The following is a 14,862-nucleotide window of genomic DNA, read 5'->3' on the forward strand; positions in this document are numbered from 1 at the left end:
AGGAATACCGGGAAAATAAGGTGATTCAGCGCGTCACGGGGTGCCGGGGCACGCTGACGTCGTAAACCTTCACGGGGTTTTTCGGATCTGACGGGGCCTTCAGGAGCGCTTCAAGCACCTTGGCCTTCAGCTCCTTCTCCCCCGCGTTGCCCCAGATGATCGTCTGGCCGTCAACCAGCTTGAGTTCCACTGCGTCCACCGACTGGGCGGACGCATTGGAAAGCTTTGCCAGGACTTCGGGAGGAAGTGCGCCAAGGACCGCCGCTGTGGCCTGGAAAAGGTCCTTGCCGATCGCTCCCGCTCCGCCGTCGATCACAGGGAGCGAGACCGACTCCGGATCCGCCGTAGCAGCCAGCTGCACGCCGTCCACGTCCACCAGCTGGTACTGCTCCCCCTGCTTGACCAGGGCAACCGGAACGCGTTCCTGCACCTCCACCACCAGCTCAGACGGCGGCCGCGCTTCGGTGGACACTGACTTGATTTGGATCAGCGGTTCCAGGAGCCGGCTCACTTCCTCATCGCTGACCTGGGGAAGGGGCCTGCCCCGCAGTGGTTCGAGCGCGGTCTGCACCTGGTCGGTGCTAAGGAGCCTGGTTCCCGAAACCGATATCGTGCCAACGGCAAGAAGCGGCGAATATACAGCCCCGGCCAGGAGCCCCGCAACAACGGCCGTCACCGTGCACGCCACGATGATGATGTTTCGTTTGAGCCGCCGGCCACGGGGCTCCGGGAAGGCCAGCACATTGCCGCCGGTGGCGGCGGGACCCCGCTCCCCGGTCCGCGCTCCGCCGGAGGCTGGATCCCCGTTCTTCGCCTTTTTCCGGCCTGTATTCCGCCCGGGCGGCGGTGCCGGTTCGGGGGCACTCTTGGATGCAGAGATGACGTCCGGTTCCTTCGCCGGTGCCGATTCGCGTCCTGGCCCGCCGTGGACGGACCCGCTGTGGAGCCCGCCCCGCCCGGGCCGGCCACGGCCCGGGGAGGTGTATGTGGGGCGGCGGGGACTAGCCACCCAGGGCCTCCACGATCCGCGGCCCGAAGGCAGTAACATCGCCGGCCCCGACGGTCAGTACAACATCGCCGGCGCCCGCGGCGCCCACAACTTCAGCCACTGCCTCGCCGCTTTCCACCAGTCGCCCGCCCGCTTCCAGGTGCTCCGCGATCAGCTGGCTGCTGACGCCGGGAATGGGATCTTCGCGGGCTGGATAGATGTCCAGCACCAGCGCTGTGTCTGCCAGGTTCAGCGCTTCGGCAAACTCCCGGGCAAATTCCCTGGTGCGGGAGAAGAGGTGCGGCTGGAAAAGGACGTGGACTTTGTGGTCCCCGGCAACGGAGCGGGCAGCGGCCAGGGCGGCACGGACCTCCGTGGGATGGTGGGCGTAGTCGTCGAAGACGCGCACGCCGCGCACCTCGCCCTTCAGTTCAAAACGCCTCGATGCCCCGGAGAAGTGCGCCAGAGCCTGTGCAGCGGCCGGGGCATCAACCCCCAGTTCAAGGGCGACGGCGAAGGCAGCCGCGGCGTTCAGGGCGTTGTGGCGCCCCGGAACCTGGAGCTCAAGGGCGAACCGTCCTGTCGGTGAGGAGACCGCAACGTCCCCCGGACCGCCGTCGTGCAGAAGCAGGTCTGACCGGTCGGACGTGCCGTACAGGACCACGCGCGCATTGCCCCGCGCCAGTGTGCGGTCCGCCAGGGCGAGGGCGCCGGCGTCGTCCGCACAGGCGATCAGTACGCCGTCGGACGGTAGCAGTCCGGCGAACCGGTCAAAGGATTCATACACTGCTTCCGCGGTGCCGTAATGGTCCAGATGGTCCGGCTCCACATTGGTCACCACGGCCACCCGCGGCCGGTAGTTCAGGAAGGACCCGTCCGATTCGTCCGCTTCGGCGACAAACACACCGGACGTTCCATGGGCCGCATTGACTCCCAGGGCCGGCACGTTGGCGCCGATGGCGAAGGAGGGGTCAAGGCCTGCACCCCGCAGCAGGACGGCGATCATGGACGTGGTGGTCGACTTGCCGTGTGTGCCTGCCACTGTCACCACAAGGTCGTCCCCCATGGTGGCCGCCAGGGCCTCTGAACGGTGCAGTACCGGCAGTCCTGCCGCGCGTGCGGCAACCAGTTCGGGGTTGTCCGCCCTGATCGCGGAGCCTGCCACGATGGTCTGGGCATCGCCAAGGTTCGCCGCGCTGTACCCCACAGCGACAGTCGCACCGGCTGCTGCCAGATCTGCCATCACCGGAAGGTCCTTGGCGTCGGATCCGCTGACGGGGACGCCGCGGGCAACCATGATCCGGGCCACCGCGGACATGCCCACACCGCCGATTCCGATGAAGTGGACGCGGCCAAGGGACGCCTGGCTGTGGACGTTGGCGGGGGTCATGGGGATACCGCTTCCAAGACAAGACCAGCCATGCGCTGATCGGCGTTTCTGATTCCAAGACGGTGTGAGTTGGCTGCCATGATGGCCAGCCGGGCGTGGTCGCTGAGCAGCGGGATGAGTTCGGTGCGGACCCATTCCGGCGTAAAGCCGCTGTCCGGGACGAGGAGTGCGCCGCCCGCGTCCACCAACCCGGCGGCATTCAGGGCCTGTTCGCCGTTACCGATAGGCAGCGGGACAAAAACGGCAGGCAATCCCACGGCGGCAACTTCGCAGACCGTGGCGGCGCCGGATCTCGCGAGCAGGACGTCGGCGGCGGCGTAGACCAGTTCCATGCCGTCCACATACTCAAGCTGGCGGTAACCCGCGGCAGCGAGCGGTTCGCCGTCGGGGCCCAGGACCGTTTTGCCGCGGCCCGTGATGTGGAGCGTCTGGATTCCGGCCGCTGCCAGGTCCCCGACAGCGGCTTCCACCGTGCGGTTGATGCTCTGGGCGCCGGACGATCCGCCGGTGACGATCAGTGTGGGCTTGGCGGGATCCAGGCCCAGGGCTTCGCGTGCGGAGGCACGTGCGGCAGTCCTGTCCAGGCCGGAGATTTCAGTGCGCATGGGCATTCCCACGTGCCGGGCATGACGCAGCCGGGTGGTATCGAAAGCCACGGCGACGTGCCGGGTCAGCAGGGATCCCACCCGGTTGGCCAAGCCGGCCCTGGTGTTGGCTTCATGAATCACGATGGGGATCCGACGCCGCCGGGCGGCCAGGTACATCGGCGTACAAACGTAGCCTCCAACGCCCACCAGCACGTCAGCGGCGGCGGCGTCCAGGATGTTGCCGGCCTGGCGCACTGCACCGGCGAGCCGGGCGGGCAACCGCAACAGGTCCACGGACGGTCTCCGCGGAAATGGCACGCGGTCGATGGTGGCAAGCTCCACTCCGGCAGCAGGAACCAGCCGGGTCTCCATGCCGGACGGCGTGCCCACGGCAAGCAGCCTGGCCTCCGGAGCGGCAGCGCGGACCGCAGCCGCAATGGCCAGGAGCGGGCTGATGTGGCCGGCGGTTCCGCCGCCCGCCAGGACTATGGAGAGGTTCTTGGAAGTCATCTGGTGTTAGGTACTCTTTCTTGCGGTTTTTTTGCGCCCAGAGGATCCTCCGGCCCGCCGGGTGCCGAACTTCAGCATCCGCTTGGGCCGGATGGCTGGGGCCATCTGCTCCCGGGCGAGCGACAAAACCACGCCGATGGCGCACAGCGACATCAGGAGTGCCGAGCCACCGTAGGAGATGAAGGGCAAGGGCACGCCGATGACTGGCATCAGGCCGGTCACGACGGACATGTTGACGGTGGCCTGCCCCAGCAGCCACACCATGATGGTGCCGGCCAGGACTCGGTGGAACAGGGCCTCCTGCGCCACGACAACGCGGTAGATGGCCGCACCCAGGACGGCGAAAAGAATAAGGACGACGACGGTGCCTACGAGGCCCAGTTCCTCCCCGATGATGGCGAAGATGAAGTCGTTGTGGGCTTCCGGGATCCAGCTGTATTTCTGCCTGCTCTGGCCAAGGCCCACTCCGAACCAGCCGCCGGAGGCGAGCCCATACAACCCGTTGGTGGCTTGATAATTGGCATCGATGCCGTCCGCGCAGGACTGGCCCGTCCACCAGGAGGTGATCCGGCACACCCGGTTTGAACTGGTGATGGCCATTGCTGCGATGCCGGCTCCGGCGAACACAGCGGCGAACCCGAAAAGGTACAGCGGCACACCCGCAAAAAAGAGTGCTGCGGCCGTGATCATCATGATGATCATGGCTGTGCCCAGGTCATTGCCGAGCAGCACCAGTCCGATCACGGCGCCAGCCAATGGCACGGCAGGTATGAGGACGTGTTGCCAGCGGCGGAGCAGCTTCCCCTTAACGGCAAGGACGGTGGCCATCCAGAGCGCCAGCGCCAGCTTGGACGCCTCAGACGGCTGGAAGGTGATGCCGCCTAAATCGATCCAGTTCTTGTTTCCGTTGACTTCGTCACCGATGACCTGGACCAGGACCAGGAGTACCAGCGCAATGCCCAACACCGGCCACGCGAGTCTTTTGAGCCAGACCACGTTGATGCGCGAGAGGACAAACATGGTGAAGATTCCGATGGCAGCGAACATCCCCTGCTTCAGGGCATCCCCGTATGGTGACTTCCCGGCGGCGATGGATTCCACGCTGGAGGCCGAGAGGACCATCATGATGCCGATAACGGTGAGGGCGAGCGTGGAGCCCAGGATGAGGTAGTAGGTGGAGCCGTTCCGGGAGGTGCCGTTCCCTTCCAGAGCTGACCAGAAACCGCGATACCAGCTCCGGATCCGCACGGGCAGCGTAGATTTTGCAGCTGAAGGCCTGGCCGGACGGGAGGAAGCTGATTTCCCGGTGCGCGGCTGGGAAGCCGACGGCCGGGTGGGCGTGCTGACCATTGTTACTCCTCGCCGGTCTGGGCCTGTCCTTCCACCAGCTCGCGGACAGCTTCGATGAAGGCATCGCCACGGTGAGCGTAGGAAGAGAACTGATCCATGGAAGCAGCTGCCGGAGCCATGAGCACAGTGTCGCCTGAGGAGGCCAGTTGTGCCGCTGACGCAACGGCCCGGGACATCACGGCCTCACCGGAATCCGGAGAGCTGCCTGCGATGGCTCCGCCCGTTACGGCAGTCTGCATATTTTCAGTGTCGCCCGCCGCTGGAGGGATCACGAGTACATCCGGCGCGTGTCGCCGCAGGGCCTCGGCCAGCGGCCCCGTCTCACTGCCGATCAGCACCACTGCCTTGAGTCTGGCCGCATGGTCCCGGACCAGTTCGTCATAGCTGACACCCTTGGAGAGGCCGCCCGCGATCCAGACCACGTTCTCAAAGGTGGCCAATGAAGCAGCCGCGGCGTGTGGGTTGGTGGCCTTGGAATCATTGACCCAGAGCACGCCGTTGCGTCGGGCAACGGGCTGGATGCGGTGGTTTCCGGGGACGTAGTCCTGGATGCCTTGGCGCACGGCGTTGGCGTCCACGCCGTATGCCCGTACCAGGGCGGCGGCGGCCAGGGCGTTGGCCACCATGTGGCGCGGAGCAAGAGGACCCAGGTCTGCCATAGAGGCGAGCTCCGCTGCGCTGTCCTTGCGCTCCGCAATGAAGGCGCGGTCAACGAGGAGTCCTTCCACGACACCCAGCATGCTGATGGCCGGGGTGACGGTGGTGAAGCCCACAGCGCGGCAGCCCTCCACGACGTCGGCATTTTCCACCATCCGCTCAGTCTCTATCTGCTCGGCGTTGAAAATGCACGCCTTTTGTGTCCGCGCATAAACCTTTGCCTTGTCAGCCAGGTAGGACGTGTAGGAACCATGCCAGTCCACGTGGTCTTCGGCCACGTTGAGGCAGACACTTGCCACCGGCGAGAGCGACTCGGACCAGTGCAGCTGGAAGCTGGAAAGCTCAACGGCAAAAACGTCGTACTCCACGGGGTCGCGGAGGGCATCCAGGATGGGCGTTCCCACATTTCCGACGGCGATAGCCTTCAGGCCCGCGGCCTGGAGCATCGCTTCGGTGAGGCCAACCGTGGTGGTTTTGCCGTTGGTCCCTGTGATGGTCAGCCAGTCCGCTGTCTTTCGGCCTGACCGCTCCCGGACACGCCACGCCAGTTCGACGTCCCCCCACACCGGAATGTGCGCACGCGAGGCAGCCGCCAGCAAGGCCTGGTCAGGGCGCCAGCCCGGCGAAGTGACGATCAGTTCGGGCACGGCGCCATCAACCTTGGGGACCCTGCTCACGGCGTGCTCCCCCAGGAGGACGTCTGCGGCACCAACGATCTTCAACGTGTCGGCCTGGGCTTTGGCTGTTTCACTCGTGGCGGCGTCAACCACCACGACGCGGGCACCGAGTTCTATCAGGGTGTCCGCAGCGGCGAAGCCGGAAACCCCGATGCCGGTTACGACGACGCGCAGCCCCGCCCAGTCGGAATCCCAACTGGTGAGGCCCTTGAGGCGGGCGGAAACAATCACAGCAGCACAACCCATTCAGCGTAGAAGACACCCAGTCCGACGGCCACGCAGAGCCCGCCCAGGATCCAGAACCGGACCACCACGGTGACCTCGGCCCAGCCTTTGAGCTCGAAGTGGTGCTGCAGCGGTGCCATTTTGAAGAAGCGTTTACCGCCGGTGGCCTTGAAGTATCCGACCTGGATGAGCACGGACAGGGTGATCAGCACAAAGAGGCCGCCAATGGCGCCAAGGAGCAGTTCGGTCCTGGACAGGATGGCGAAGCCGGCGATGGCACCCCCGATCGCGAGGGAGCCAGTGTCGCCCATGAAGATTTTGGCGGGCGACGTGTTCCACCAGAGGAAGCCCACCAGGGCGGCACTCATGATGGCTGCGAGCAGGGCAAGGTCGAGGGGATCGCGGACCGAATAGCAGCCGCTGCCGGCCTGCCTGGGTGATCCACAGGCCTGGTTGCTTTGCCAGATGCCCATCAGGGTGTAAGCCCCGAACACCATGATGGAGGCGCCTGCGGCCAGCCCGTCAAGGCCATCGGTGAGGTTCACTCCGTTGGTAGCCGCGGTAACGATCAGGTTGGACCACAGGACAAACAAAATGGCACCCACCACAGTCCCGGCGAACGCCAGGTCCAGCCACGGCACGTCCCGGACCAGGGATATCTTGGTGGAGGCGGGCGTGAGTCCGTCGTTATCGGGAAAATTAAGGGCCAGCACGGCAAAGATGACGCCCACCGCCCCTTGGCCAATGAGCTTGGCCTTCACGTTCAGGCCCAGGCTCCGCTGGCGGGAGATCTTGATGAAGTCATCCAGGAAACCCACCAGTCCCATGCCGACCATGAGGAACAGCAGGATAAGGGCGGAGACGGATGGACCCGCGGAATTGGGGTTCATCATCCACATAATCAGGTGGGTCAGGCCGTAGCTCACCAGGACCGCTGCCACCACCACGGTTCCGCCCATGGTGGGCGTGCCGCGCTTGGTGTGGTGCGAGGTGGGTCCATCGTCCCGGATGAACTGCCCGTAGCTCCTGCGGACGAGCAACCGGATAAACAGCGGGGTTCCCACCAGGGCGCACAACAGGGCAAGTCCTGCGCCGATCAGAAGTGCAATCACAGCAGCTCGCTCCCTTCTTTGGCAGGTACCGGGGTTTGTGGGGGTAATGCTATCCGATCGCCCAAATGCCGCAGTCCCACGCTGTTGGAGGACTTGAACAGCACCAGGTCGCCGGGTTCAAGTTCGGCGTTCAGGAGTTCGTACGCCTCATCAGGCGTTTCTGCAAAAACGCATTCGTCTCCCCAGGAGCCTTCCTGGACAGCGGAAACATAGAGGGCACGTGCTTCGCGCCCCACCACCACCAACCGGGAGATATTCAGGCGTACAACCTGCGTGCCCACCGCTGTGTGTTCACGGATGGAGTCGGTCCCCAACTCCAGCATGGCTCCCAAGACAGCCCATGTGCGGCGGCCGCGGCCCAGGTCCGCGAGGGTGCGGAGGGCAGCGCGCATGGACTCGGGGTTGGCGTTGTAGGCGTCGTTGATGACCGTGACGCCGTCGGGACGCTCCGTCCGTTCCATGCGCCAGCGGCTGGCTGCTGCCTGCGTGCTGAGCGAGGCCGCGATGTCCCTGCCGGGAATACCCGCGGCAAAAGCGGCCGCAGCAGCGGCCAGCAGGTTGCCCATGTGGTGGGCACCGATCAGCTGGCTGCTGACATGCAGATCCGGTTCGCCGCTGGGGAGGATGAGGTCGAACTCAGGATTCCCCACGGGGTTTGTGTCCGGGGCATCCGCCTGCACGGCACCGTCGGCGTGTCCGGCGGCTGTGAAGCCCAGGACAGCGGCGCTGGTGCGTGAGCGCATGGCGGCCACGCGGTCGTCGTCGAGATTTAGGATCGCTGTCCCGGTTGCCGGGAGTGCCTCCACCAGTTCACCCTTGGCCCGTGCGATGTTGTCGACTCCGCCAAACTCGCCCGCGTGGGCCGTTCCGACGCCGAGGACAACACCGATGTCCGGCTTCACCATGTCGGCCAGGTACCGGATATGTCCGATGCCGGTGGCGCCCATCTCGATCACAAGGAAACGTGTATCCGTATCGGCCCGGAACACGGTGAGCGGCACGCCGATTTCGCCGTTGTATGAACCCTGGGGTGCAACGGTGGTTCCATGCGGCGCGAGGATCCCTGCCAGCAGGTCCTTGGTGGTCGTCTTCCCTGCCGACCCGGTGATTCCTATCACCGTCAGGGCTTCGCCTGCAGCATGCCGGGCAGCACGGATCCGCCGTACGGCCTCGGCAGCCAGGGCACCCAGGGCCAGCACGGCGTCCTTGACCAGCACGGCGGGATAGTTGACGCCGTCCGGGCCGGCCACGGCACGCTCTGCAAGGACCAGCGATGCACCCCTGCTGAAGGCGGCGCCGATGAAGTCGTGGCCGTCCGCGTGCTCCCCCGGTTTCGCGACATAAAGCGACCCGGTGGTGGCCTCCCGCGAATCCGTGACCACCGTAAGGGGTGTGATCCCGGCATCGGCATCCAGATGGCCGTTTGTGATTTCGGCGATTTCCGCCGCAGTAAATGCAATCATCTCGGTCTAGGACTCTATCCGGTCGTCTTGGAGAACGGTGAATCCCTTGGCTGTCAAAGCGTCCCGGAGTTCCACCCTGTCATCGAGGGCAACGTTGACACCTTTGACTTCCTGCCAGACCTCATGCCCCCGGCCAGCGACCAGAATCGTGTCCCGGGGTCCGGCCAGATCAACGGCCTGACGGATGGCGGCATCGCGGGGAAAGACCTCTAGGATGCTGCAGCCCAGCGAGTCCTGCGCCTTTGCCACCCGGGCGCCGGACAGGACGTCTGCCCTGATGGCCGCTGGGTCCTCGTCGTGGGGATCGTCATCGGTGACAATGACCGTGTCGGCGAGCCGCGCCGCAACCGCCCCCATGGCCGGGCGCTTGCCCTGATCCCGCTGTCCGGTGGCACCGAACACCACAATCAGCCTGGACCCCGGGATCGGCGGCCGTACTGCCTCCAGGGCGCGAGCCAAGGCATCCGTGTTGTGGGCAAAGTCCACCACGGCCGCCGGCACCTCGGCGACCAGCTGCATGCGTCCCGGGACCGCCACCGTGAACGGATCATGGTCATCCAGGGCTGTCTGCACCGCGGCGGTGTCCACTCCACTGGTGATGACCATAACGGCCGCCAGCGCTGCATTTGCCACGTTGAAGCTGCCTGGCAGTCCGGTGTGGACTCGCAACGACGCCCCGTCTGGTCCCAGAAGGGTGAAGTCCGTTCCCAGTCCGCGCGCAGTGGTCTCACTGACCGTCCAGTCGGCTGGGCCCCCGGAGGGGTCCGTTGCGAGGGTGGTGACCGGAACCTCCGCCGTGGAGGCAAGCCTGCGGCCCCAGTCGTCGTCGACTGTCACTACCGCGGCCCGGGCCCTGCGCGGCGTGAAAAGCTCAGCCTTGGTGCTGAAGTAGTCGTCCATGGTTCCGTGCAGGTCCAGGTGGTCCTGGGTGAGGTTGGTGAAGCCGGCAACGTCAAAGACCACACCGTCCACGCGTTGGAAGGAAACGGCGTGCGAGGAGACCTCCATTGAAGCGGCGTCCAGCCCTCTTTCCCGCATCAGCGCGAGCAGTCCGTGGAGGTCTGTGGATTCTGGCGTGGTCAGCAGGCTGGGAATGGGTTCGCCGCCTGCCAAGATTTCGATAGTTCCGATCAGCCCGGTCTTCATGCCCAGGGCACGCAGCAGGGCATTGGTGAAGTAGGTGGTGGTGGTCTTACCGTTCGTGCCGGTCACGCCGAACAGCCGGGGCGTACCACCTGCGGCAGGCTGGCTCCGGTAGATCATGGCGGAGAGCGGCCCCACCACGTTGCGCGGGGCGTCCACCACCAGCACCGGGACGGAAGCATCCGCCGACAGTGCCAGCAGGCGTGCCCCGGCGTCGTCCGTCAGAACCGCCACTGCCCCGGCGGCGATTGCCTGCGGCACGAAGTCCGCCCCGTGGCGTGCAGCGCCGGGCAGGGCCGCATAGAGGTCGCCGGGTTCCACGGTTCGTGAGTTCAGGGAGATCCCGGTGACGCTGACGGCGGCGGAAGGTCCCGGGACCACTACCCCCACCGATTCGCCAATGTCGGCCAGACGGACCGCGGCAACTGCCGTCGGCCTGAAACGGCCCGTGGCGGATCCCCCGGCCGGGGCAGTCTTGCTGCCGGGTACATTGTGCTCTGACAAGGGGATCTCCGAAGCTTCTAGTGGATCATGCCCGCACGGAAATGCTTCCTTGCGGGCGCTGGTGGGCGCTGCTCGGCCTGCTGCTACTTGGCGAACTGCGGCAGCCTGGCAGGTTCGCCGGTTGACGGTTGGACGTTGTACGTCCGCAGTGCCTGGCTCATGACCGAGCGGAAGACCGGACCCTGTGTGATGCCATAGATGCTGCCCTTGGGCCGCTGCAGTATTACCTCCACAATAAACCGAGGATCATCCATCGGCGCCATGCCGACAATTGAGGCCGTGTAGCCGCAGAAGCCAGACTTGCCGTCGTCGCAGGGCGATTCCGAGGTTCCTGTCTTGGCACCCACCCGGTAGCCGTCAATGGCAGCGTCCTTGATCTGGCCCTCGGTCACCGCGCTTTCCAGGATGTCCTGGACCTGCTGCGCCGTGCTGTCTGACACAACCTGCCGGGAGGGCTGAGGCTCCACCTTTTCCTCGGTTCCGTCTGCTCCGATGTAGGCGTCGATCAGGCGCGGCTGGAGCATCACGCCGTTGTTGGCGATGGTCTGGTAGGCCCGCACCGTCTGGAGCGTGGACTGCGACACGCCCTGCCCGAACAGCACGGTGTACTCCTGCCGCGCGTCCCACTGGTCGGCAGGAGTCAGGATGCCAGAGGCCGTGGCCGGAAGCCCGATGTCCGGGGCTTCGCCGATCCCGAACTTCTGCAGCCAGTCGTGCCTCTCGTCCTTGGTGAGGCGCTGGCCGGCCTTGACGGTGCCGGTATTCATGGACCAGCCGAGGATTCCTGCGAGGGTCCGTTCTTCGGTCCCATGGGCAAAGGAATCAGTGAAGGTCTGGCCATCAACGGTGTAGGACGGCGGAAGCGTAAAAGTATCCAGCGGGCTGGACTTTCCCTCCTCGATCAGCGCAGCGGCAGTGATCATTTTCTCTACCGACCCGGGCTCGTAGGCTGCCGTGACTGAGCGCACCCCCCGGTCCTTGGCAGCCACCCGCCCCGGATCGTTCGGATCCGGGGCGTTGGTGTCGGCCATCGCGATGAGGTTGCCTGTCTTGGCATCCATCACAATGATGGTGCCCCATTCCGCTCCCAGCTTGTCCGACTGGCTCTGGATGGCCTGCTGCGCGAAATACTGGAGGTCCGAGTCGATGGTCAGTTTGACGTCCTTGCCGTCCTGCGGCGGCGTCAACTCATCCACGCCGACAGGAATCCTCAGGCCATCAGCTCCGGTCTCGAAAAGCCTCTTGCCGTCGGTTCCCTTCAGGACACCATCCTGGGTTTGCTCAATGCCGGCCTGGCCCGTGGCGCCGTCCTGGAGGAAACCGATGATCCCGCCTGCGACCGAACCGTTGGGATAGACGCGCTTGCTCACGCCTTCGGTGACGACGCCGGGGACCAGTAGCTTCGAGACGCGGTCCTCATCGTCCGGCTTAAGGTCCTTGGCCACGATGTGGTACCGCTGGTCGCCGGTGACGGCCTTCCTGACGTCGCCAGTGGCCATTCCCAGGGCAGAGGCGAGTTCGCTGATGCCCTGATCCCGGCTGATTTCAACAATTTTCTCTTTCCCGTCCACCGTTTCCAGGCGCGGGAACTTCTCGGTTTTGGTGTTGACCTTCTGGTCCACCACCACGTTGTAGCGGATCACGCTGTTCGCCAGAACGGTACCCCTGTCGTCCAGAATGCTTCCGCGTTCCGCCGGGAGAACCGTCTCTTTCATGCGGAGAGTAAGCGCAGCTTCAGCCATCCCGCCGACGTCCAGGCCCTGGACCAGGAAAAGCTTGCCGCCGACCACCAAAAGAAGTGACAGCATTATCCCCAGGCCCAGGCGCAGGCGCTTTGTGGCGTTAGGCACCTTTACGGTTGTTGCCTTACCGGTCCTCTGCGCCACCGTGATTCCTTGCTGCTCGCCGTAGTTGCCCTTCAAAGCCTGTCAGTTGCTGCCCGGCGCCTTCTGCTCGGGAGCCGGGACGGAACCGCCGTGAAGATCCACAGACGGCACCGGTGCTGGTGCTGGTACAGGTGCAGCCGCCGGAGCTTCCGCGGGGGCTGCCGCAGCTGGTGGTTCCGCCGGGGATGCAACTGGCTCGTCGCTGACCGGCTTACGGCTGACCAGCGGTTCGCCCGTGCTTGCCGGCGGAACCACAGTCAACACTCCGGCAATTGCCGGCGCCGGGATAACGGCACCGGCAGCACCACCCTTCACGGCCGGGGTCGCCTTGCCTGTGACGGTGAGGGTCGAAAGGTCGATCTGGCCCTTGACCGTGGACGCTACCATTCCCAAGTCTGTGGCCTTCGCAGCCAGATTCTGTGGAGCTTCGAAATTCTGCACCTGCTGTGTCAGATCCTGGTTCTGCTTGGTCAGCGTGCTCTGCTTGCCCCGCAGTTCCACGAGCTGGTATTGGGCGGTGGAGACCGAAATGTTCAGGACCAGCACCGTCACCAGGGCTATGGCCAGCAAGGCAAAGCACAGGACGACAAACGGGGCGCGCCGCTTCCTGGGCGTGGAGCGCACCACGGAGAGCGGGGTGCGGACCTTACGGCCGTCACCGGGGGCGCCGGCCGGGACAGTTCTGATCGCCGGGGCAGCGCTGCCGGAGACGACGGGAAAGTTTTTGGCGGCGGCGGTGCTCATGCTGCTCTCCTGGCTCTGATGCGTTCCACGGCACGAAGCCTTGCTGAGGCGGCGCGCGGGTTTTCAGCGATCTCGACGGCGGTGGGCACCTCAGTGCCCTTTGTCAGGGTCTTGAGTTCGGCCTTGTGTTCCTCAAGTTCAACGGGGAATCCGAGTGGAGCCGACGACTTGGAGCCCGCCTGGAACACGCTCTTGACGATCTTGTCTTCCAGCGAGTGGTATGACATGACCACGATGCGCCCGCCCAGGGCAGTGGCCCCCACGGCAGCGGGCACAGCCCTCTCCAGCACATCAAGTTCCTCGTTGACCTCGATCCGGAGTGCCTGGAAGGTCCGCTTCGCGGGGTGGCCTCCGGACTTTGCGGCCGCCGCCGGAACCACCGAGCGGATCTGTTCCACGAGTTCACCTGTGGTGGCAAAAGGCTTCACGGCGCGGGCCGCCACAATCCTGTTGGCAATCCGGCCGGCAAACTTCTCCTCGCCCCACTTCCGGATAATCCTGACCAGTTCGTCTTCGCTGTAGTTGTTCACCACATCCGCTGCAGTCTGGCCACGGCTGGTATCCATCCGCATGTCCAGGGGGGCGTCAAAGGAGTAGGCAAAGCCACGTTCGCGTTCATCCAGCTGGAGCGATGAAACGCCCAGGTCCATCAGGATGCCGTGGACCTCAGCGAAGCCCAGGTCATCGAGGACATCGCCGATCTCGTCATAGACAGCGTGGACCAGGTCGGTGCGCGAGGCGAAGGGGGCGAGCCGTTCCCCGGCCAGGGCCAGGGCCTCTTCGTCGCGGTCGATTCCGATCAGGTGCAGGTCGGGGAAACGCTGCAGCATGGCCTCGGAGTGGCCCCCCATGCCAAGCGTTGCGTCGATTGCCACCGGGGATTCACCCCTCAGGCGTGCGGCTTCAAAGCCGGGGGCCAACAAATTGATGCACCGGTCCCTGAGGACCGGCACGTGGCGTTCGGACGTCGGCTTCGGGTGGTCGTTCATGCCTTCGTCCTTTCTTGCCGTGAGTGCTTTGGTTGTTGCTTCTTGGGCCAGATCCCCATCCGCGCCTACCGTTATGCCCGCCTGGCTCCGGGGAAGTGAGCCAGGTTGGCCGTCCGATGGGCGGCTGGAGATCTCGTTCAAGAAGCGGTCCGCCGTCCTGTTCCGGTGATCAGAGGATCCCCGGAATGGCGTCGTCGGTTTCAGAGAAAGCGGTCTCCTTCTCTGCCAGGTACTCGTTCCAGGCCTGGGCGTCCCAGATCTCAGCGCGGGTTCCTGCGCCGATGACGGCCAGTTCCCTGCCGAGGCCTGCGTACTCCCGGAGCGCTGGCGGAATGGTCACGCGCCCCTGCTTGTCAGGTACCTCATCCGAGGCTCCAGAGAGAAAGACACGGATGTAGTCCCGCGCTTGCTTGGAGGAAATAGGCGCCTCCCGCATTTGCTCGTGGACCCGTGCAAATTCCTGCTCACTGAAGACATAGATGCAACGCTCCTGGCCCCTTGTGAGAACCAGACCGCTGGCAAGTTCCTCACGGAACTTTGCGGGGAGGATGATCCGGCCCTTTTCATCCAGACGCGGCGAGTGGGTGCCCAGAAACACTGGCCCACCACCCGTCTGCCTTCAGGAACTGCACATCCC

The 14,862-nt window shown here is 65.1% G+C and carries 12 protein-coding genes; all 12 read right to left on the reverse strand.

Annotation, left to right across the window (positions count from 1 at the left end):
• Positions 1-25: 25 nt before the first annotated feature.
• The 12 genes from QFZ30_RS12395 to mraZ all read right to left on the reverse strand — a co-directional run bounded on the left by QFZ30_RS12395 (position 26) and on the right by mraZ (position 14,823).
• Entirely contained in the window at positions 26-1,009 is a 984-nt protein-coding gene (locus QFZ30_RS12395; RefSeq protein WP_307076611.1) for a cell division protein FtsQ/DivIB, read from the reverse strand.
• Positions 1,002-2,378, reverse strand: a complete 1,377-nt coding sequence (gene murC / locus QFZ30_RS12400; RefSeq protein WP_307076612.1) for a UDP-N-acetylmuramate--L-alanine ligase — start codon at positions 2,376-2,378, stop codon at positions 1,002-1,004. Before murC ends, QFZ30_RS12395 begins: the two co-directional genes overlap by 8 nt.
• Positions 2,375-3,475, reverse strand: coding sequence for an undecaprenyldiphospho-muramoylpentapeptide beta-N-acetylglucosaminyltransferase (gene murG / locus QFZ30_RS12405; RefSeq protein WP_307076614.1), 1,101 nt, complete (start codon positions 3,473-3,475; stop codon positions 2,375-2,377). Before murG ends, murC begins: the two co-directional genes overlap by 4 nt.
• A 6-nt stretch (positions 3,476-3,481) precedes the next feature.
• A complete protein-coding gene (ftsW, locus tag QFZ30_RS12410) occupies positions 3,482-4,825 on the reverse strand; it encodes a putative lipid II flippase FtsW (protein ID WP_307076616.1) in 1,344 nt (447 codons plus the stop codon).
• Positions 4,826-4,827: 2 nt separating this feature from the next.
• A complete protein-coding gene (murD, locus tag QFZ30_RS12415; RefSeq protein ID WP_307076618.1) occupies positions 4,828-6,405 on the reverse strand; it encodes a UDP-N-acetylmuramoyl-L-alanine--D-glutamate ligase in 1,578 nt (525 codons plus the stop codon).
• The gene (mraY, locus tag QFZ30_RS12420; protein ID WP_307076619.1) at positions 6,387-7,496 is read right to left on the reverse strand and encodes a phospho-N-acetylmuramoyl-pentapeptide-transferase; all 1,110 of its coding nucleotides are present in this window, start codon (positions 7,494-7,496) and stop codon (positions 6,387-6,389) included. Before mraY ends, murD begins: the two co-directional genes overlap by 19 nt.
• A complete protein-coding gene (locus QFZ30_RS12425) occupies positions 7,493-8,959 on the reverse strand; it encodes a UDP-N-acetylmuramoyl-tripeptide--D-alanyl-D-alanine ligase (RefSeq protein ID WP_307076621.1) in 1,467 nt (488 codons plus the stop codon). Before QFZ30_RS12425 ends, mraY begins: the two co-directional genes overlap by 4 nt.
• A gap of 6 nt (positions 8,960-8,965) precedes the next feature.
• Positions 8,966-10,606 carry a UDP-N-acetylmuramoyl-L-alanyl-D-glutamate--2,6-diaminopimelate ligase gene (locus QFZ30_RS12430; RefSeq protein ID WP_307076623.1) on the reverse strand — a complete coding sequence of 547 codons (1,641 nt, stop codon included), beginning with the start codon at positions 10,604-10,606 and terminating at the stop codon, positions 8,966-8,968.
• Positions 10,607-10,689: 83 nt separating this feature from the next.
• Entirely contained in the window at positions 10,690-12,492 is a 1,803-nt protein-coding gene (locus QFZ30_RS12435; RefSeq protein ID WP_307076625.1) for a peptidoglycan D,D-transpeptidase FtsI family protein, read from the reverse strand.
• 42 nt (positions 12,493-12,534) lie between these two features.
• Positions 12,535-13,236: a hypothetical protein gene (locus tag QFZ30_RS12440; protein WP_307076627.1), complete on the reverse strand. Its 702-nt coding sequence runs from the start codon at positions 13,234-13,236 to the stop codon at positions 12,535-12,537.
• Positions 13,233-14,225, reverse strand: a complete 993-nt coding sequence (gene rsmH / locus QFZ30_RS12445; protein ID WP_307076629.1) for a 16S rRNA (cytosine(1402)-N(4))-methyltransferase RsmH — start codon at positions 14,223-14,225, stop codon at positions 13,233-13,235. The genes QFZ30_RS12440 and rsmH overlap by 4 nt, the downstream gene beginning before the upstream one ends.
• 169 nt (positions 14,226-14,394) lie before the next feature.
• Positions 14,395-14,823 (reverse strand): division/cell wall cluster transcriptional repressor MraZ, encoded by a 429-nt coding sequence (gene mraZ, locus QFZ30_RS12450; protein ID WP_306904637.1) that lies wholly within the window; start codon positions 14,821-14,823, stop codon positions 14,395-14,397.
• Between the last annotated feature and the right edge of the window lie 39 nt (positions 14,824-14,862).

Origin of the sequence: Arthrobacter pascens (genome assembly GCF_030815585.1) — a bacterium.
In the GTDB taxonomy this organism is placed as follows: Bacteria; Actinomycetota; Actinomycetes; order Actinomycetales; family Micrococcaceae; genus Arthrobacter; species Arthrobacter pascens_A.

Coding starts and splice junctions, on each gene's coding strand:
- QFZ30_RS12425 (WP_307076621.1), bottom strand. CDS start 8,959: ATGATTGCATTTACTGCGGCGGAAATCGCCGAAATCACAAACGGCCAT.
- rsmH (WP_307076629.1), bottom strand. CDS start 14,225: ATGAACGACCACCCGAAGCCGACGTCCGAACGCCACGTGCCGGTCCTC.
- murC (WP_307076612.1), bottom strand. CDS start 2,378: ATGACCCCCGCCAACGTCCACAGCCAGGCGTCCCTTGGCCGCGTCCAC.
- ftsW (WP_307076616.1), bottom strand. CDS start 4,825: ATGGTCAGCACGCCCACCCGGCCGTCGGCTTCCCAGCCGCGCACCGGG.
- QFZ30_RS12440 (WP_307076627.1), bottom strand. CDS start 13,236: ATGAGCACCGCCGCCGCCAAAAACTTTCCCGTCGTCTCCGGCAGCGCT.
- murG (WP_307076614.1), bottom strand. CDS start 3,475: ATGACTTCCAAGAACCTCTCCATAGTCCTGGCGGGCGGCGGAACCGCC.
- murD (WP_307076618.1), bottom strand. CDS start 6,405: ATGGGTTGTGCTGCTGTGATTGTTTCCGCCCGCCTCAAGGGCCTCACC.